Here is a 19,003-nt window from a genome sequence, read left to right as displayed (position 1 = left end):
AAGAGGGGTGCAGGCTCTAGAGACTACTGGGTCTCAGCGATGCTGTGTCTCACAAGGTTGGGAAAGAGGCCTAGCGTCCCGTCGCCGCCGAAGCAGCAGGCGCACTCTTGAGCCGGGCCCGCACCGTGCGCCACCGCTTGAGCGCCTCGAGGTGGAGCGGATCCACTCGCAGCGCCGCCTCGTAACAGCGCAGCGCCTCCGCTGCCTTGCCCTGCGTGGCGAACGCATCTCCCGTGGCCAGGTGCAGCGTCACATGCCCCTCTGGCACCCGGTTGCGCGCCAGGAACCGCCGGCGGCACTCCTCCAGCGCCGTCACCGTCAGCCCCGCCGACACACAGCGCTGCACTCCCTCCAGGTTGCGCAGCTCCGCGTCAAACTCCGCGCGCCGCTCCAGGTGGCTCAGCACGTGGAAGGCCTCCGCCACGCGCCCCAGCGCCCGATCCACCCTCGCCCGCTGCCCCGGCGCCAACGGCAGCTTCAGCAACGGCTCCAGCGCCAGCCGCGCCTCCCGCGCGTTCACTCGCACCGTGTCGAAGTCCGCGTCCCATGCCGCGCCCAGCACCCGGTAGTGGTCCCCTTGCAACCGGCTCGCGAAGCGCTGCAGCACCGCCTCCGCCCGCGCATCCTCCTGCACGTTGCTCACCGGCGGCGTCTGCGGTGCCACCCGCTCCCCCGCCAGCAGCCGCTCGAAGGCCTCCTGGAACCCCGGTGCCGTGTCTCGCAACTGCACCGCGAAGCCCGGCGTCATGTGCCACTGGTGCGCCTGCTCCGGAGACACGTGCCGCACCACCTGCCCCGTGCACGCCAGCTCTCCTCCCGGCAGCCGCAGCAACAACCCCACGTCCAGCAGCAGCGGCGGGGGCGGAGCCTGCGTGTGGAGGAACAATCCCGTCCGCCCCACCCGCTCACCGCGCAGCTCCGCGGACACCGACTCACCGCTCACCCGCACCCGCACGGTGAACGGCGCCAGCGTCTCCCGCCCCGCCGCCAGCGAATCCTTCAGCGCCTGGCGCAGCTCCGCCGCCGAGCCGTAGCGATCCTCGGGCCGCTTGGCCATCGCCCGCGCCAGCACTCGCGAGAGCGCCTGCGGCACCTCCGGGCGAACCTCGTGCGGCAACCGAGGCGCCTTCACCAGGTGCGCCATCAGCACTTCCGCAGGGTGGCTCCCCGTGAAGGGCAGCACCCCCGTCGCCAGGAAGTAGCCCATCACCCCCACCGCATACAGGTCCGTGCGAACATCCACCGGCAGGCCGCCACACTGCTCGGGCGCCATGAACTCGGGCGTGCCCAGCACGGCCCCATCCTGCGTGGGCATCATCCCCGTCGGGTACGTCAGCAGCTTGGCGATCCCGAAATCCAGCAGCTTCACCCGGTGCCGCCCATCCGCTCCCGGCACCAGGAACACATTCGCGGGCTTCAAGTCCCGGTGGATGATGCCATGCGCGTGCGCAGCCCCCAGCGCGTCGCACACCTGCGAGAGCAGCTCCACCACCAGCGCCGGCTCCAGCGGGCCCTTCGCGAAGGAGGCCAGGCTCTGCCCCTCCAGGTACTCCATCACCAGGTATGGGCGCCCCTCCCGCATGTCCAAGTCATACAGCGTGACGACGTTCTCGTGCTGGATCAGCGTCAGCGTGCGCGCCTCCGAGAGGAAGCGAGACACCACCCGCTGCTCTCGCGCCAGGTGCGCGTGCAACACCTTCACCGCCACGCGCTTCTGGATGAGCGTGTGCTCGGCCAACCACACCGTGCCCATACCGCCCCGGCCCAGCTCGCGCACCACCTGGAAGCTGCCGAACCTCTGCCCGACGAAGTGGTCCGCCTCGCTCTCCTGCGCCCAGGACAGGCCGGCCCCACGGCGCGTGTCCACCGCCGCCTTGCCCGAACGAATCAGCGTCGGGCACTCGGCCGACTCAGGATGCGGACTCGCGCAGTGGCAGAGAGGGAGGGATGCGTGCACAGCGGGCTTCCGAGGTGGGGACGGGGAAAAACCTGTCCGGGTTCCCACCCGCGCCCGGACCCACGTCCCCAATGCGACAACCGTGCCGACTTCCGCTCACACCCGGTGTCCGCTGTAACCTCAGTCAACCGGTTGATCGGATTCGGATTTTGGACAGTGTCGTGAATCGATCTCCTACCGCAGGGCATGAGTCCCCCGTGACAGCCGGTAGGAATGCCAGCCCCCGGAAGGAAGAACTTTCAGCCTCGCGGCACTCGTCACGGGCCCGTCACCTCAGTGGAGAGCCGGGCCTTGCAGCGCAGCGGCCACCGAGCCCGGCTCGTCGGAGACGAGCAGCCGCCCCTTGGCCTCCGCGAACCCCGGGACACGCACCACGGGCTCTGGCCCGGTGAAGGGCTCCTGCCGACTGGCCCGCAGCGGCAGGCACACCGTGAAGGTGGCCCCCGAGCCCGGCCCATCGCTCACCACCTCCACCGAGCCGCCGTGCAGCTCCACCAGGTGCCGCACGATGGCCAGCCCCAGCCCCAGGCCCCCATGCTCGCGGCCAATCTCCCCCTGACGAAAACGCTCAAAGACGTGGGGCAACAGCTCGCGCGGGATGCCCTTGCCGGTGTCGCGCACCGCCAGCTCCACCAGGGACTCGCGCCGGCGCGCGCTCAACCGCACGCACCCACCCCGATCGGTGAACTTGATGGCGTTGGAGAGCAGGTTCCACAGCACCTGCTGCAACCGGGTGGCGTCCGCGAAGACGTTCTCGCTCAGCGCCTCCAACTCCGCCTGAAGCTGCACGCCGCGCATCTCCGCCGTGGGCCGCACGCTCTCCAGCGCCGCCTCCGCCACCTCGCGCAGCGCCACCTCCTTCAGGTCCATCACCAGCTTGCCGCTGGTGATGCGCGCCACATCCAGCAGATCCTCCACCAGCTGGCGCTGCGCCCGCGCGTTGCGCTCGATGATCATCAGCCCACGGCGCTGGCCTGCCTCGTCCAGGTCGTCCCGCTTGAGGAGCATCTGCGTCCACCCGAGGATGGACGTCAGCGGGGTGCGCAGCTCGTGCGAGAGCGTGGCGAGGAACTCGTCCTTGAGCCGATTGGCCTCCTGAGCCACCCGCTGGGCCCGCTGGGCCTCGAGGTAGAGCAGCGCGTTGTCCATGGCCACCGCCGCGCGGCGGCCCAGCTCCTCGGCCAGCGCCAGGTCCCTCGCGTCATAGCGGTGGCGCGCGCCCGAGATGGCGAAGGTGATCACGCCAAAGGTCCGCTCGCGGGCGCGCATGGGCACGTGGATGCACGACTGGCAGCCCACCTCTCGCAGCAGCGCCGCGTGCTCCGGCTCCGGCGCCATCCTCCGAAGCAGCGAGTCCGGCACGTCCACCAGCAGCTCGGGGCTCCCGGAGTCCAACACCCGCCCCACGCCGAACGGCCCGCCCTGCAGCGGAGGGAAGCGCTGGTGCAGCTCCAGCACCCGCTCCGCCTTGCCGGAGTCCACGTGAGCCACCGCCACCCGGCAGAGCCTCGCCTCGGCCTGCTCCTCGGTCAGCACATCCACCGCGCACCAATCCGCGAAGCGCGGAACCACCAACTGCGCCAGGCGAGCCAGGGTGGCGTGGAAATCCAGCGAGGAGGACAGCACCACGCTGGCGTGCGACAGCAACTGGGAGACCTGGTGGCCGCGGCGCTCGTCGTCGATGTCCGTCGCCGTGCAGATGAAGCCAGGGTACCGAGTCCCCGTATGGGGCAGCGGCGTCACGCGCAGGCGGTACCAGCGCCAGCCCTCCGGAGTCCCCATCCGGTGCTGGGCCTCCCACGGGTGTCCCGTGCGCAGGGCCTCGCGCCAGCCGGCCTCCACCGCCGCACGCTCATCCGGGTGAACGGCCTCCAGGAAGGACTCTCTCGGCCCGCTCTTCTTCTGCCCGGGCATCAGCTGCTCCCAGGCGGGGTTGCACCAGGCCTGATCATCGTCCGTCCGCGTGGCCCACACCGCCTGCGGCATGGCCTGGAGGGTGATGCGCGCGTTCGCCTCTCCCTGGCGCACCAGCAGCTCGCGCTCCTGCTCCCGCAGCCGAGCCTCGCGCCGGCGCAGCTGCTCCTGTCGCTGGTACAGCTCCACGAAGACAGCCACCTTGGCGCGCAGCACGTCCGCATCCAGCGGCTTGAGCAGGTAGTCCACCGCGCCCAGCGCGTAGCCGCGCAGCACCTGCCGCTCGTCCCGGTGGATGGCCGTGAGGAAGAGCACCGGCACGTGCCGGCTGCGCTCCTGCGATTTGATGAGCCGCGCCGTCTGGTACCCATCCAGCTCCGGCATCTGCACGTCCAGCAGGATGGCGGCGAAGTCCTCCTCCGCGATGCACCGGAGCGCCTCCGCCCCGGAGCGGGCCCTCACCAGCCGTTGCCCCAGCGGCTCCAGCGCCGCCTCCAACGCCACGAGGTTCGCCGGATGGTCGTCCACCAGGAGGATGCTCGCGACTGGAAGTTCTTCCCACATGTCGGATACCCCCGCTCGCGGAGCGCACGGCCCAGACGACATGCGAATTGAGCCGAGAAGCGGCAAGTGGATCCGGTGCCGAACGTCTTCTTTCCCCGTAGGGGGGCAGGCGGACAGGTGGGCCCGCCTGCGGAACAGAGCGCACGAACTGTCCACTCCGAGGCACTCGCCCTCAGGAACTGCTGCCGCGCCCGGCCCGGTTCTTGTCCCAGATGGCGTAGAGGATGATCAGGAAGGACACCAGTCGGATGATGTAGAGGTAGTGGCGCCGCTCGTCATCCACCTGGAGCAGCGCGAGCAACATCCAGTTGAACGCCATCACCCCGAAGGCCAGCGCGAAGAAGGCGAAGAGCCTGTCGTGCGATTGCTTCCAGAAGCGCAGGAAGAAGAGCGCACATGCCAGGCACGCCATCACCAGGCCACCATGGATCATGGTGTTGATCATGCCGCTCTTCATTGCGAGTCCCAGATGAGGCCGTAGAGCAGCGTGGAGATCCCGATCAGCGCCAGGGAGCTGCGCCAGACGGACAAGTCAATCTCCGGCCCCGGCACGATGACCAGGTCCACGAAGAGCAGCATGTTGCTGATGGCGAGCGCCGCGAAGCACAGCCCGCTCCACAGCAGCAGGCGCATGCGCGAGCGCGAGTAGCCTCGCAACAGCAGCACCGCGCACGCCACGCTCGTCAACGCGCAGAGGATGTAGACCGCCTCAGCCATGGCCGTCGTCCTTGTCCCGCTTCAGGCGGAACGCATCGGCGAATCCTCTCACCTTGTCCAGGGGCTTGGAGAAGATGAATGAGATGACGCTCACCCGGCGCGTGCTGTAGGTGTCCTGCAATTGGGCGATGTCCTGGGCATCCTCGGAGCTGGCCGGGCTGTAGCGATACAGGGCAGGCGAGCCCTCGGCCTTCACGAGCAGACGGCGGGTGCTCAGGTCCTCCAACCGCGCGGCGGCGGAGGATTCCATGATGCGAAGCTCCTGGCTGATGTCTCGGGCCGTCCACTCCCGCTCGGCCCGTGACCGCATCAAGAGCAGGACTTCCAGCTTCTCGATGGAGTCGATGTGCGTCGCGATGAAGCGCTGGACCCGCGGGGGGATGACCGCGTCACTCACACACCCAACTTGCCCACGATGCTTTGTAAATCAACTATTTCTTTTCCAGGGGGAGCGGGGATGTTCACCCCTGGGCGACTTTGCGCCACTCGGTCGCCTGGGGTTCACGCGACCAGGGCAGCAGAACGCGGAAGAGGGCTCCCTGGCCGGGGGGGCTCTCCACGGTGACGGAGCCTCCCAGGCCGGTGACGATCTCGTGGACGAGCCACAGCCCCAGCCCGAAGCCGCTGTAGTGCTCGTGGGGCACGGCGCGCTCGAAGCGCTCGAAGATGCGGTAGCGGTCCTGCTCGCGGACGCCAATGCCCCCATCGCGCACCTCCAGGGTGGCATGAGAGGCCTCCTCGCTCACGGCGAGTTCCACCGGGGCACCGGCACCGTACTTGAGCGCGTTGGCGAGCAGGTTGGTCACCACCTGATCCACCCGGCTGTAATCCCAGCGGCCGACGACGGGGTTCTCCGCGCGCACCGAGAGGGTGCAGCCAGCGCTCGAGGCCTCCTCCGAGAAACGGGAGGCTACATCTCGGACCACCGCCGCCAGATCCACCTCGGCGAGCTCGAAGTCCAGCCGGCCCGTGTGGATGCGGGAGATGTCCAGCAGGTTGTCCACCAGCAGGGCGAGCCGGCTCACGTTGTGCTCGAGCGTCTCCAGCTTCGCCACGTACTGGGCCACGGGCAGCGGCTCCTCGCCCCTTCGGTGCGCGGCGCGCAGGGCGCCCTGGACGTGGACCTTGAGCGAGGTGAGCGGCGTGCGCAGCTCGTGGCTGGCCATGGAGAGGAAGTCGTCCCGCACGTGCACCGCGCGCTGGAGATTGCGCTCCGTCACGTGCAGCGCCGTCACGTCCAGCAGGGCCAGCAGCGCCGTCTCCGGACGGCCGTGCATGGGAGGCAGCCGCGAGGAGAAGGCCAGCGCCGCCCCGCGCTGCTCGCCCCGCCTCCACTCCACGGGCACGCCCGAGAGCAGCTCCCCCCGGGCCGCGCGCGCGGCGGGCAGGGACTCGTCTGGCAACTGCTTGCCCTCGGAGTCCGTGAAGACGAGCTCCGTGTTCAGGCGCCGCGCCTCGGGATAGACCAGGGCGCCGTCCGCCAGGCTCTGAGCGGCGCGGTTGGCGAAGAGGATGTGCCCGGTGCCCGGCTCCAGCAGGGCCAGCGGACTGGGCAACGTGGTGAGCACGGCCTCCAGCCACCGCTGCTGGTTGCGGCCCGTCTCCATCTCCTTGCGCAGCAGCTCCTCGCGCCACCGCGAGCGCTCCACCTCCAGGCGCTGGTGGGCCTCGGCCAGTTCGCGCTCGTGCTCGCGCCGCTGGGCCTCGCGCAGCGCCTCGGCCTGGCGCCGCAGCATCTCCGTCTTGCGAAACAGGTCCACGAAGACGCTCACCTTGGAGCGGAGGATGTCCGGCTCGTAGGGCTTGAGCAGGTAGTCCACCGCGCCCACCGCGTAGGCGCGGAACTCGGGCACCTCGCCGCGAGAGAGCGCGGTGAGGAAGAGAATGGGCGTGTTGCGGCTCTTCTCGCGCTCGCGGATGAGCTGCGCCGTCTCGAAGCCGTCCATCCCCGGCATGACGATGTCCAGCAGCACCACCGCGAAGTCCTGGTTGAGCAACTGGCGCAGCGCCTCGCGGCCGCTCCGGGCGACGACGATCTGCTGCCCCAGGGGCGCCAGGGTCGCCTCCAACGCCATCAACCCCTCGGGCTGATCATCCACCAGGAGGATGGGGACCTTCTCCCGAGGCAACTGCGCACTCACGGCTGCACCTTCATTCGCGGCGCATAGGACAGCCGCGCCAACCAGGCGTTCACCTCGGACAGCCGGACCCGCTCCACACCGTCCACGGGCTCACCCTCCCCCACCACGGCGACGTGCCCGCCACGGGCCCGCAGCGTGCTCATCCCCGCCCAGCCATCCTCGTGCTCGCCGAAGAGCAGACCCGCGGCTGCCGGACCGTAGGCATCCGCGGCGGACTCGAAGAGCGGATCAATGGCGGGGCGCTGCCCATGCTCGGCGGGCTCGCGAGACAGACAGATGTTTCCGCGATCCACCAGCAGGTGATAGCCCGAGGGCGCCAGGTACACGCGGCCGGCCACCAGCTCTTCCTTGTCATCGGGCTCGAAGACGGGCAGGGGGCAGCGGCGCCCCAGCGGCACGGCGAGCAAGTCGTGCGGGCCGCGGTGGAGCGCGAGGACCACCGGTACGGAGAGGCGCGGAGACAGCGAGGCGAGCAGCGCCTCCACCTCCGCCGAGGCGCCTCGCGGCGCACCCACCACCAGCAGCCCCAGGGGACTCATGCCGACCTCCGGTAGACGCGGCCCGTGCCTTCCAGCTCCTCGTACGCCGCCGCGTAGGGCGTGCGAGCTACGGTCTCCTTGCGCCCCAGGCACAAGAAGCCGAACCGCGTCAGGCTCTCATAAAGGCGCTCATGCACGCGACTGGCCAGCGAACGATTGAACGCCAACAGCGTGTCCCGGCAGAGGATGACCTGGAACTCATTGAAGGAGCCATCCGTGGCCAGGTTGTGCTGGGTGAAGAAGATGTTGTCGCGCAGGGATGGGTGTACCACGGCCCAGTTGCCATCGCGGGTGTAGTACTCCGCGAGCGCGCGCCGGCCCCCGGCCTCCTGGTAGTTGCTCACGTCCTGCTCGCTCGGGAGCGCCAGCACACCGCTGCGAGCATCCGCCAGCAGCCCCGCGCTGGCATCCGAGGCATAGAGCCGGCAGCGCCCCCACAGCCCCTCCTCCATCAGCAGCATGGCCAGGGCGTAGGTGTCCTCACCGGAGCCGCAGCCCGCGTGCCAGATGCGGACCGAGGGGTAGGTGCGCAGCACCGGCACCACCCGCGCGCGGAAGGCCTGGAAGAAGGCGGGATCCGAGAAGAGCGAGTCCGGCGGGCAGGCCAGTGCGCGCAGCAGCTCCTCCATGGCCTCGGCATCGTGCAGCACGCGGGCCTGGAGCGCGGAGAAGGTGTCCAGCCGCTCCTCGCGCAGGTGGTGTCGCAGCCGCCGCAGAATCAGCGGCCGGGCATGGTTGCGCAGATCGAAGCCGTAGTGGCGCCGCACCCCTTCCAGGAGCAGCTCCAGCTCCAGCGTCTCCAGCTCCGCGCTGTGGGTGACGGCTGTCACTCAGAGACCTCCGTGCGCTGCGCCTTGGGCACCCCTCCGCGCGGCGCATGCAGCCACACGCGCAGCAGGCTGAGCAGCTTGTCGATGTCCACCGGCTTGGTGATGTAGTCGGAGGCGCCGGCCTCGAGGCACTTCTCGCGGTCGCCCTTCATCGCCTTGGCGGTGAGCGCGAGGATGGGCATATGGGCCAGGCGCTCCATGCCTCGAATGGCCTGCATGGCCTGGTAGCCATCCATCTCCGGCATCATCACGTCCATCAGCACCAGCTCCACGTCGGCCTCGCGCTCCAGCAGGGCGATGCCATCCTTGGCGCTCTCCGCGAAGGCCACCTTCATGCCGTAGCGCTCCAGCACGGTGTTGAGGGCGAAGATGTTGCGCACGTCGTCATCCACCACGAGCACCTTGCGGCCCACCAGGAGCGGATCCATGTGGCGGGCCTTCTCCAGCATGCGGCGCTTGGGCTCGGGCATCTGGGCGGGGGCGCGGTGGAGGAAGAGGCTTGTCTCCTCCAGGAGGCGCTCGGGGCTCTGGGCGTCCTTGATGACGATGGCCTCGGCCACGCGGCGCAGCTCCGTCTCCTGGGCGCGAGACAGCTCGCGGCCCGTGTAGACGATGACGGGCGGAGTGGCCGGGCCGTGCTCGGTGTGCAGCTTGCGCAGCAGCTCCGCGCCGGGCATGTCCGGCAGCCCCAAGTCCAGCACCACGCAGTCGAAGCGCCGCTCGGCGATGGCGTTCACCGCGTGGGCCGCGGTGCCCACGGAGACCGTGTGGATGTCATCGCTGCCCAGCAGCTCCACGAGCGATCTGCGGTGCACCTCATCATCCTCGACGATGAGGAGGCTGCGGCCCTTGCGGTCCACGAAGTCGCGCAGGTCCTTGAGGGCGTGCGCGGCGGCCTCGGGGTCCGCGGCGGCGCGAAGGTGGCCGAGCGCACCCAGGGTGAGCGAGCGCTCGCGGTGGTCACTCTCGGACAGGGTGTAGACGGGCAGCGCGCGGGTGGCGGCGTCATGCTTGAGCCGGTCCAGCACCACCCAGCCCGCCATGTCCGGCAGGTCCAGGTCCACGGCCACGGCCACGGGCCGGGTGTTGCGAGCCGCCTCCAACGCGGCCTCGGCCTCGGTGGAGACGAGCATCTTGAAGCCCACGCCCTGCGCAGCCAAGCGCAGCCGGGCCGCATGGTCCGGCTCGGTGGTGATGGCCAGCAGCACCGGGTCGCCCGGGAGAATCGCGGCGCTGTCGTCCTCGATGTCCAAGCGGCGGGTGACCAGCGGCGGGGGCACCTCCGCGACAGGCACGGGAGCGGGGGTAGGGGCAGGCACGGTGCTCAGAGTGGGAACCGGCAGGGCCTGGACGCCGGCGATCGCCTTGTCCACGACGCTCCCGGACTCCGCGGGCCGAGGCGCCACGTAGTTGAGCGGCAGGTAGAGGGTGAAGATGCTGCCCTTGCTCACTTCGCTCTCCAGGCGGATCTCTCCGCCCAGCAGCCGGGCGATCTCGCGCGAGATGGAGAGGCCCAGGCCCGTGCCGCCGTACTTGCGCGCGGTGGAGCCGTCCGCCTGCTGGAACGCCTCGAAGATGATCTGGTGCTTGTCCTTGGGGATGCCGATGCCCGTGTCCTTGACGACGAAGGCCACCACGGTAGGGGCGGTGCGGAGGATGGGGTGATCGGCCGAGAAGCCGCTCCGGGCGGACTGGATGCCGAGGGTGACCTGGCCGTTCTCGGTGAACTTGAAGGCGTTGGACAGCAGGTTCTTGAGCACCTGCTGAAGGCGCTTGGCGTCCGTCTGCGCCTCCAGGGCCAGCTCGGGGGCCACCTGGATGTTGAAGTCCAGGCCCTTCTTGTCGGCCACCTGGCGGAAGGTGCGCTCGACGAACTCGCGCAGGTCGCTGAAGCGCAGCGGGCCCACGTCCACCGTCATGGTGCCGGACTCGATCTTCGACAGGTCGAGGATGTCGTTGATGAGCTCCAGCAGGTCCGCGCCGGAGGCATGAATCGTCTTGGCGAACTCGACCTGGCGCGGGCTGAGGTTGCCGTCGGTGTTGTCGCTGAGCGTCTGGCTGAGGATGAGCAGCGAGTTGAGCGGAGTGCGCAGCTCGTGGGACATGTTGGCGAGGAACTCGCTCTTGTACTTGGAGGTGAGCGAGAGCTGTTCGGCCTTCTCCTCGAGGGCGCGCTTGGCCTGTTCGACTTCGAGGTTCTTGCGCTCCACTTCGTTCTTCTGCTCGGAGAGCAGCTTGGCCTTCTCCTGGAGTTCCTCGTTGGTGCGGCGCAGCTCCTCCTGCTGCCGCTTGAGGAGCTCCTCGGACTGCTGGAGCGAGTTGGCCTGCTGCTCCAGGCGCTTGTTCGTCTCGGTGAGCTCTTCCTGCTGCTTGCGGAGCTCCTCGGTGAGGGCCTGGGACTGCTTGAGCAGCGCCTCGGTGCGCATGTTCGCGGCGATCGTGTTGAGCACGATGCCGATGGACTCGGTGAGCTGCTCGAGGAAGCCCAGGTGCACGTCGCTGAACTTGTGGAAGCTGGCCAGCTCGATGACGGCCTTGATTTCACCCTCGAAGAGCACGGGGAGGACGACGATGTTGCGCGGCACCTCCTCGCCCAGGCCGGAGTTGATGCGGATATAGGTGTCCGGGATATCGGAGAGGAGGATGGGCTCCTTCTCCAGGGCGCACTGGCCGACGAGGCCCTCGCCCAACTTGAAGACGTTGGAGAGGCCCTTGCGCTCGCGGTAGGCGTAGCTGGCGAGTAGCTTGAGGACCTGCTCTCCCTCGATGCGCTCGGAGATGTAGAAGACGCCGTGCTGGGCATCCACCAGCGGCGCGAGCTCCGAGAGGATCACCTTGGACACGGTGAGCAGATCGCGCTGGCCCTGGAGGACGCGGGTGAACTTGGCGAGGTTGGTCTTCAGCCAGTCCTGCTCGGTGTTCTTGCGCGTGGTGTCCTTCAGGTTCCGGATCATCTCGTTGATGTTGTCCTTGAGGGCAGCCACTTCGCCCTGGGCGGACACGGTGATGAACCGGGTGAGGTCACCCTTCGTGACGGCAGTGGCGACCTCGGCGATGGCGCGCACCTGGGTGGTGAGGTTGGCGGCTAGCTGGTTCACGTTGTCCGTGAGGTCGCGCCAGATGCCGGCGGTGCCGGGCACGCGGGCCTGACCACCGAGTTTTCCTTCGATACCCACCTCACGGGCCACCGTGGTCACCTGGTCGGCGAACACGGCGAGGGTGTCGATCATGCCGTTGATGGTGTCGGCCAGCTCGGCGATCTCGCCCTTGGCGTCCACGACGAGCTTGCGCTTCAGGTCGCCGTTGGCCACCGCGGTCACCACCTTGGCGATGCCGCGCACCTGGGTGGTGAGGTTGGTGGCCATGGAGTTCACATTGTCCGTGAGGTCCTTCCACGTACCGGCCACGCCCTTCACCACGGCCTGACCGCCCAGCTTTCCTTCCGTACCCACCTCACGAGCGACGCGCGTCACTTCCGAAGCGAACGAGGACAGCTGGTCCACCATCGTGTTGATGGTGTTCTTCAGCTCCAGGATTTCGCCCTGCACGTCCACGGTGATCTTCTTGGACAGGTCACCGTTGGCCACCGCCGTCGTCACCTCGGCGATGTTGCGCACCTGCGCCGTCAGGTTGCTGGCCATGGAGTTCACGTTGTCCGTGAGGTCCTTCCACGTGCCGGCCACACCCTTCACGAAGGCCTGGCCGCCCAGCTTTCCTTCCGTACCCACCTCGCGCGCCACACGTGTCACTTCCGAGGCGAACGACGACAGCTGGTCCACCATCGTGTTGATCGTGTTCTTCAGCTCCAGGATCTCACCGCGCACGTCCACGGTGATCTTCTTGGACAGGTCTCCGTTGGCCACCGCCGTCGTCACCTCGGCGATGTTGCGCACCTGCGCCGTCAGGTTCGACGCCATCGAGTTCACGTTGTCCGTGAGGTCCTTCCACGTTCCACCCACGCCCTTCACGACGGCCTGACCACCCAGCTTTCCTTCCGTACCCACCTCACGAGCGACGCGCGTCACTTCCGAGGCGAAGGAGGACAGCTGGTCCACCATCGTGTTGATCGTGTTCTTCAGCTCCAGAATCTCTCCGCGCACGTCCACGGTGATCTTCTTGGACAGATCACCGCGAGCCACTGCCGTCGTCACTTCAGCGATGTTGCGCACCTGAGACGTCAGGTTCGACGCCATCGAGTTCACGTTGTCCGTGAGGTCCTTCCACGTTCCACCGACGCCGCGCACGATGGCCTGACCGCCCAGCTTTCCTTCCGTACCCACTTCGCGCGCCACACGCGTCACTTCCGAGGCGAACGACGACAGCTGGTCCACCATCGTGTTGATCGTGTTCTTCAGCTCCAGAATCTCTCCGCGCACATCCACGGTGATCTTCTTGGACAGGTCTCCGTTGGCCACCGCCGTCGTCACTTCGGCGATGTTGCGCACCTGGGCCGTCAGGTTGCTGGCCATGGAGTTCACGTTGTCCGTGAGATCCTTCCACGTACCGCCGACACCCTTCACGACGGCCTGGCCACCCAGCTTTCCTTCCGTACCCACCTCACGAGCGACGCGCGTCACTTCCGAGGCGAAGGAGGACAGCTGATCCACCATCGTGTTGATGGTGTTCTTCAGCTCCAGGATCTCACCGCGCACATCCACGGTGATCTTCTTGGACAGGTCACCATTGGCCACCGCCGTCGTCACTTCAGCGATGTTGCGCACCTGCGCCGTCAGGTTGGAGGCCATGGAGTTCACGTTGTCCGTGAGGTCCTTCCACGTTCCACCGACGCCGCGCACAACAGCCTGACCGCCCAGCTTTCCTTCCGTACCCACTTCGCGCGCCACGCGCGTCACTTCCGAGGCGAAGGAGCGGAGCTGGTCCACCATCGTGTTGATCGTGTTCTTCAGCTCCAGAATCTCACCGCGCACATCCACGGTGATCTTCTTGGACAGGTCGCCGTTGGCCACCGCCGTCGTCACCTCGGCGATGTTGCGCACCTGCGCCGTCAGGTTGCTGGCCATGGAGTTCACGTTGTCCGTGAGGTCCTTCCACGTACCACCCACGCCCTTCACGACGGCCTGACCGCCCAGTTTTCCTTCCGTACCCACCTCGCGAGCGACGCGCGTCACTTCCGAGGCGAACGAGGACAGCTGATCCACCATCGTGTTGATCGTGTTCTTCAGCTCGAGGATTTCACCCTGCACATCCACGGTGATCTTCTTGGACAAGTCACCGTTGGCCACCGCCGTCGTCACCTCGGCGATGTTGCGCACCTGCGCGGTCAGGTTGCTGGCCATGGAGTTCACGTTGTCCGTGAGATCCTTCCACGTACCGGCCACGCCCTTCACCTCGGCCTGACCGCCCAGCTTTCCTTCCGTACCCACCTCACGAGCGACGCGCGTCACTTCCGAGGCGAACGAGGACAGCTGGTCCACCATCGTGTTGATGGTGTTCTTCAGCTCCAGAATCTCACCGCGCACGTCCACGGTGATCTTCTTGGACAGGTCACCGTTGGCCACCGCCGTCGTCACCTCGGCGATGTTGCGCACCTGCGACGTCAGGTTCGACGCCATCGAGTTCACGTTGTCCGTGAGGTCCTTCCACGTACCACCCACGCCCTTCACGAAAGCCTGGCCGCCCAGCTTTCCTTCCGTACCCACTTCGCGCGCCACACGCGTCACTTCCGAAGCGAAGGACGAGAGCTGATCCACCATCGTGTTGATCGTGTTCTTCAGCTCCAGAATCTCTCCGCGCACATCCACGGTGATCTTCTTGGACAGGTCGCCACGGGCCACCGCCGTCGTCACCTCGGCGATGTTGCGCACCTGCGACGTCAGGTTGCTGGCCATGGAGTTCACGTTGTCCGTGAGGTCCTTCCACGTACCGGCCACGCCCTTCACCTTGGCCTGACCGCCCAGCTTTCCCTCCGTACCCACTTCGCGCGCCACGCGCGTCACTTCCGAGGCGAACGAGCCGAGCTGCTCCACCATGCCGTTCACCAGGCGGGCGGTGCGGAGGAACTCGCCCTTGAGGGGCCGGCCATCCACCTCGAGCGCCATCGTCTGCGACAGGTCGCCCTTGGCCACCGCGCCAATCACGCGGCTCATCTCAGACGTCGGTTGGATCAGGTCGGCCACCAGCATGTTCACGGACTCGACGCAGTCGGCCCATGAACCCACCGAGTTCGCCAGCGTCGCGCGCTGGGTGATACGGCCCTCCTTACCCACCATCGTCCCGATGCGCTCGAACTCCTTCGCCATGCGCTCGTTCAGGTCGATGATGTCATTGAGCGTGTCGGCGACCTTGCCGGAGATACCCACCGTGTCCACGGGCATCCGGACCGTGAAGTCACCGCGCTGAACAGCCGAGAGGACTCGGAGCAACTGACGTTCGTCGAGCGTGTCGGAGGAAACTTCCATGTCCCGGGGAACCGGACGGGAAGTCTTCCGGGTTGAAGTCGTCTTCTGGGTGCGCATTCGAGCCCCTGGCTGGCCCACGACGGTCAAAGCGGTCCCTTGCCGTGGACTGGGAATACTGAGCGGAGCAGAGTTCTCTTTGATTGCGGGAGGATGCGCCAGTCCCCGGGTCGTGCTCGGCTGCTGGGTAGGGGACAGTCCCCTGCCTCGTTCGTCCGCTATCGGACGTTTACCCTGGACCCACACACATTGAGTGAAGGGCAGTTCCCGGCCATGCTGTTTGGCTTGCCCTGCGGGCAACCGTCAGTTGCGCATGCGCGGCTGCGGAGCAACTACTCGGATCACCATCTGCTCGGTGCCGGAGACGATGGTGCTGAGGGCCTCGCGCTGGTTCGGATCCAGGCGGGCCATGCCCCGCAGGGTGGCCACCAACACCAGCGCTTCGATGGGAGAGGGCATGGAGAGCCCTCCGGGCCCCGTCTTGAGCGGCAGAGGCAGGCGAGGCGCTCGGCCCGCGGCGGCGAGCGCGGCCACCGCGTAGCTGGGCCGGGTGTCCAGCGTGAGGCCGATGGCAGGCAGCTGCGTGGCGGCATCTCCGTGGCCGCTGCCCTGTAGATCCATCAGCACCTTGAGCGCACCCGTCTGCTCGTAGAGCGCAATCCCCTCGCCGCCGTTCTCTCCCCCGAAGATGCTGCCCTCGTAGGTGCGCGACAGCGGGCCGGTGACGGTGACGTGGAAGGGCTGGGAGTCATCCCAGTGCGTCCAGGGGCGAGCCTCCCAGAACTCTGTGCCAGCCTGGACGAAGAGCAGCGCCTTGTCCGCCCCCAACCCCGCCACGCCACGCTGCTCCCACGCCATGAAGGTGGCGATGGCCGCGCGCGCGGAGAGCACCTCCTGCGGGGGCGGCTCCACCCGCAAACCCAGGCTCTGCGCCACGGCCGCCAGGTCCGGCTCGCAGCTCACGTTCCCGGGCTCGACACCCTGGATCACCGCCTGCACCCCCGTCAGATCGTCGCGATCGAACACGGGCGGCGAGAACTCGCCCGTGGGCGTCACCCGGAGATACACGTTGGTGCTGTCCTGGGTGAGTTGGACAGGACCGAGCTTGAGCACGTGGAACATGAGGCCTCAGGGCTATCGTGCCACGGTTCGCCTGTCGAGCGCTCAGGCCTTCGAGAATCACTCCCGAGAGGAGTCGCCCCCGGTCTGGCGGGCCACCCCGGTGAGCATGGCCTCGCCTCCCTCGAAAGGCCCCTGCACGGCGATGCCGCTCCCCGAGGAGATGGTGAACTCGCGCAGCGTCGTGTCGTACTCGCAGTCCCTCACCTTGAGGACGGACACCAGCCGGTGCAGGCGCGAGCGCAGCTCCACGTGGCGCAAGAAGAAGAGGTTCTCGGCCACCGCGGAGATGCCGCTGCCCACAGGCACGGGCAGCTCCGGGCCGAACACCTGGGAGGTCTCCAGGGCGAAGGCCGTGGTGGCGCCCAGGCAACGCAGCTCGTGGGTGAGGCCCGCGAAGAAGAGGCTGAGGCGCGCGGGCTCGGTGGTGGCGTCGAAGAAGGCGCTCAGCCCGTCCACGAACACCCGCCTGGCTCCGTGGGCCTTCACCGCTGCCAGCAAGCGCGAGGCCAGCACGTCCAGTTCGTACTCCCCCGGTGGTTGCCACTGGAGCGAGAGCCTGTTTGCCTCCGCCGCCGGCCGCAGCTCGATGCCCACCTTGGCGGCCTTGTTCATCAGCCGGTCCGGCGGCTCGTAGAAGCCGAAGTAGAGGCACGGCTCACCCTGGCGCAGCCCCTCGGCCAGCAGGCTCAGGCCCAGCAGCGTCTTGCCGCTGCCGGTGGGGCCGAGCAACAAGGTGGTGGAGCCCGCCGCCAGGCCCTCGGAGAAGATGGCATCCAACGAGGGAATCCCAAAGCGGACGCGCTGCGAGCCCGGATCCACCGGCTGCTGGCGGTGAATGCGGGACTCCAGCCGGGGAAACACCTCCAGGCCCGCATCGGAGATGCGGAAGACGTGGCGCCCCGGCAGGTTCTCGCCGCCGCGGAACTTGCGGACCCGCAGCTCGCGGTGGGCGCGAACGCCGTAGGAGCTCTCGTGCAACTCGATGATGCCGTCCACCATGGCCTGCTCGGGCGAGGCCTGCGACTCGGTGCCCGAGGTGGACAGCAGCAAAGCGGTGAAGCGCGCGAGGTTCGCGGCGGTCTGCAATTCGTGGATGAACTTCTTGAACTCGCGCGGGCTGGCGGACTGCTCCTGGGCCTGCACCAGCCCGTCGATGACGAGCAGCCCCGCCTCGCGCTGGCGCATCTCGCGGCGCAGCATCTCCTGCAGCCCGTGCAGCCCCTGGGACTCCAGCACCTGGAACGCGCTCACGTAGCAGACGGTGTCCGGCAGGGCTCGCGGCTCGAAGAAGCGCATGGGCTCGAGGTGCTCGAGCATGCGCACGTGGGGCTCGGCCAGCAGCGTGACATAGAGCGAGCGCATGCCCTGGCGGGCCTGGTGGAAGCAGACCTGGTTGGCCAGCAGTGTCTTGCCGGCGCCCGGTGGTCCCATCACCAGGTAGATGCCCGCGCGCCGCAGTCCCCCGCCCAGCACCTCGTCCAGCCCCGGAATACCGCTGGCCAGTCGCCCGGAAAGGAGGGGTGTGTTCTCGGAGGAGGACATCCCCCTTCTCTTAGCGCAAAACCCCTGCCCCTGGCGTTGTACTCAAGAACGCCTTGTGTGTTGACCCGGCCTCGCTGCGGGCCTCCCCGCCCTACCGGCCGGCCACCACCCGGGGGGGCCTCTTCCGGGTCGACGGGGTGATGGCCAGACAGAGCGGGGCGAGGAACGCGCGCGACGGGCCGAGGTTGCAGGGGTCCACCGGCTCCGCGGGCGCTGCCTCCAGGTGCTCGGTACGAGCGGACTCGTAGGCCTGCTGAAGTGCCACCGGCTCTTCCCGCCCGGCCTTCACCTCCGCGGCCGGTCTCCCTACGGGTATCAACATCCACGCGGCGGCCAACACGCACAGCGCGCGGTTCACGGAGGCAACGGGACAGCTCATGAGCACCTCATCGACTCGGATCATGCCAGCTCGGACAGACACCCGGGCCGCATGCGCACTTGAGCGGCAAACCCGAGCCGTTGCGACTGAGGTAAACCCGAATCGGAGCGCTCGCCAGGGCCCTATTCCAACGGAGAGTGAAGCGTCTATCGCGCCGGGGGTGCGCGCCGCGCGCGGATCCACGGATCCGGCGAGGCAAACCCCGCGAACAGCTCCGCGGTGAGCCAGGCGCGCTGCTTTCGAGACGCCGCACGCAGGTAGTCGTTCACCACGGTGCCGCCGCGCTTCTGGCGGTGCGTGGTGGGGTGCTTCAGGTTCATCCTCGTGCGGGCCACGCCCTTGCTGCCGCGGTGGACAAGGATGACCTGTCCGTCGGGCTCCACGCGCTCGACGATGCCCACGTGCGTGAGCCCATCGTTGCGGCGCCCGTCCCGGTTCCTGTCATACGTCTCGCGAAAGAAGGCGATGTCTCCAGGCTTGGGGTGATCGCGGTGCACCGCGCCCAGCTTGCGCGCCCGCTGGAAGATGAACGAGACGCCGTTGGCACCGCGCACGCCGCTGCCGTCCATCAATTCGATGCCTGCCTTCTCGTAGGCCAGGCGGACCAGCCCCGTGCAGTCATCCGGCACCGAGCGATCGACCGAGCGCAAGGAGCGCACGCCCACCAACTGGGTGGCCCTGGCGGCGATCTGCTTGCCTGTCGGTGCGGAGGAGCGCCTGGCGGCGCGGACCGTCCCGCTCGGAGCCTGTGCTTGCGCGCTGCCAGGCGAGCAGGCCCCCACTAAGGCGAGCATGACGACGAGGAGCGATCGGATCATGCCAGGGCAAACGGGCTCGCTTCGCCGCGTATTCAGCCGCCAGGCGCCCCACACAGGAGACAGC

The 19,003-nt window shown here is 68.0% G+C and carries 13 protein-coding genes; all 13 read right to left on the bottom strand.

Annotation, left to right across the window (positions count from 1 at the left end):
• Positions 1-70: 70 nt before the first annotated feature.
• Positions 71-1,957, bottom strand: a complete 1,887-nt coding sequence (locus KY501_RS53635; protein WP_309242966.1) for a protein kinase domain-containing protein — start codon at positions 1,955-1,957, stop codon at positions 71-73.
• Between the two features lie 273 nt (positions 1,958-2,230).
• Entirely contained in the window at positions 2,231-4,435 is a 2,205-nt protein-coding gene (locus KY501_RS15290) for an ATP-binding protein (protein ID WP_224363704.1), read from the bottom strand.
• A gap of 172 nt (positions 4,436-4,607) precedes the next feature.
• On the bottom strand, positions 4,608-4,880 hold the full coding sequence (locus KY501_RS15285; RefSeq protein ID WP_224363703.1) for a DUF5985 family protein: 273 nt from the start codon (positions 4,878-4,880) through the stop codon (positions 4,608-4,610).
• Between the two features lie 8 nt (positions 4,881-4,888).
• Positions 4,889-5,152, bottom strand: coding sequence for a DUF5985 family protein (locus tag KY501_RS15280; RefSeq protein WP_224363702.1), 264 nt, complete (start codon positions 5,150-5,152; stop codon positions 4,889-4,891).
• Positions 5,145-5,549 carry a hypothetical protein gene (locus tag KY501_RS15275; RefSeq protein WP_224363701.1) on the bottom strand — a complete coding sequence of 135 codons (405 nt, stop codon included), beginning with the start codon at positions 5,547-5,549 and terminating at the stop codon, positions 5,145-5,147. Before KY501_RS15275 ends, KY501_RS15280 begins: the two co-directional genes overlap by 8 nt.
• A 64-nt stretch (positions 5,550-5,613) precedes the next feature.
• The gene (locus tag KY501_RS15270; RefSeq protein ID WP_224363700.1) at positions 5,614-7,293 is read right to left on the bottom strand and encodes a sensor histidine kinase; all 1,680 of its coding nucleotides are present in this window, start codon (positions 7,291-7,293) and stop codon (positions 5,614-5,616) included.
• Positions 7,290-7,832: a chemotaxis protein CheB gene (locus tag KY501_RS15265; protein WP_224363699.1), complete on the bottom strand. Its 543-nt coding sequence runs from the start codon at positions 7,830-7,832 to the stop codon at positions 7,290-7,292. The genes KY501_RS15270 and KY501_RS15265 overlap by 4 nt, the downstream gene beginning before the upstream one ends.
• Positions 7,829-8,662, bottom strand: coding sequence for a CheR family methyltransferase (locus KY501_RS15260; RefSeq protein ID WP_224363698.1), 834 nt, complete (start codon positions 8,660-8,662; stop codon positions 7,829-7,831). The genes KY501_RS15265 and KY501_RS15260 overlap by 4 nt, the downstream gene beginning before the upstream one ends.
• Positions 8,659-15,138: a HAMP domain-containing protein gene (locus KY501_RS15255; protein WP_444881607.1), complete on the bottom strand. Its 6,480-nt coding sequence runs from the start codon at positions 15,136-15,138 to the stop codon at positions 8,659-8,661. The genes KY501_RS15260 and KY501_RS15255 overlap by 4 nt, the downstream gene beginning before the upstream one ends.
• A gap of 243 nt (positions 15,139-15,381) precedes the next feature.
• The gene (locus KY501_RS15250; protein ID WP_224363695.1) at positions 15,382-16,200 is read right to left on the bottom strand and encodes a hypothetical protein; all 819 of its coding nucleotides are present in this window, start codon (positions 16,198-16,200) and stop codon (positions 15,382-15,384) included.
• A gap of 57 nt (positions 16,201-16,257) precedes the next feature.
• Positions 16,258-17,742 carry a DUF7125 family protein gene (locus tag KY501_RS15245; protein ID WP_224363693.1) on the bottom strand — a complete coding sequence of 495 codons (1,485 nt, stop codon included), beginning with the start codon at positions 17,740-17,742 and terminating at the stop codon, positions 16,258-16,260.
• A 91-nt stretch (positions 17,743-17,833) separates the two neighbouring features.
• Positions 17,834-18,145 (bottom strand): hypothetical protein, encoded by a 312-nt coding sequence (locus KY501_RS15240; RefSeq protein ID WP_224363692.1) that lies wholly within the window; start codon positions 18,143-18,145, stop codon positions 17,834-17,836.
• A gap of 122 nt (positions 18,146-18,267) precedes the next feature.
• Positions 18,268-18,939 carry a CHAP domain-containing protein gene (locus KY501_RS15235; RefSeq protein ID WP_224363691.1) on the bottom strand — a complete coding sequence of 224 codons (672 nt, stop codon included), beginning with the start codon at positions 18,937-18,939 and terminating at the stop codon, positions 18,268-18,270.
• Positions 18,940-19,003: the final 64 nt, after the last annotated feature.

Source organism: Hyalangium versicolor, from assembly GCF_020103695.1.
Classification (GTDB): Bacteria; Myxococcota; Myxococcia; order Myxococcales; family Myxococcaceae; genus Hyalangium; species Hyalangium versicolor.
The sequence above is the reverse complement of the archived record's forward strand: the minus strand, read 5'-3'. Positions and strand labels throughout refer to the sequence as shown.

Excerpts from the sequence above, each read along its gene's own strand:
- KY501_RS15290 (WP_224363704.1), bottom strand. The coding sequence starts at position 4,435 with ATGTGGGAAGAACTTCCAGTCGCGAGCATCCTCCTGGTGGACGACCAT.
- KY501_RS15285 (WP_224363703.1), bottom strand. The coding sequence starts at position 4,880 with ATGATCAACACCATGATCCATGGTGGCCTGGTGATGGCGTGCCTGGCA.
- KY501_RS15280 (WP_224363702.1), bottom strand. The coding sequence starts at position 5,152 with ATGGCTGAGGCGGTCTACATCCTCTGCGCGTTGACGAGCGTGGCGTGC.
- KY501_RS15265 (WP_224363699.1), bottom strand. The coding sequence starts at position 7,832 with ATGAGTCCCCTGGGGCTGCTGGTGGTGGGTGCGCCGCGAGGCGCCTCG.
- KY501_RS15255 (WP_444881607.1), bottom strand. The coding sequence starts at position 15,138 with ATGCGCACCCAGAAGACGACTTCAACCCGGAAGACTTCCCGTCCGGTT.
- KY501_RS15250 (WP_224363695.1), bottom strand. The coding sequence starts at position 16,200 with ATGTTCCACGTGCTCAAGCTCGGTCCTGTCCAACTCACCCAGGACAGC.
- KY501_RS15245 (WP_224363693.1), bottom strand. The coding sequence starts at position 17,742 with ATGTCCTCCTCCGAGAACACACCCCTCCTTTCCGGGCGACTGGCCAGC.
- KY501_RS15240 (WP_224363692.1), bottom strand. The coding sequence starts at position 18,145 with ATGATCCGAGTCGATGAGGTGCTCATGAGCTGTCCCGTTGCCTCCGTG.
- KY501_RS15235 (WP_224363691.1), bottom strand. The coding sequence starts at position 18,939 with ATGATCCGATCGCTCCTCGTCGTCATGCTCGCCTTAGTGGGGGCCTGC.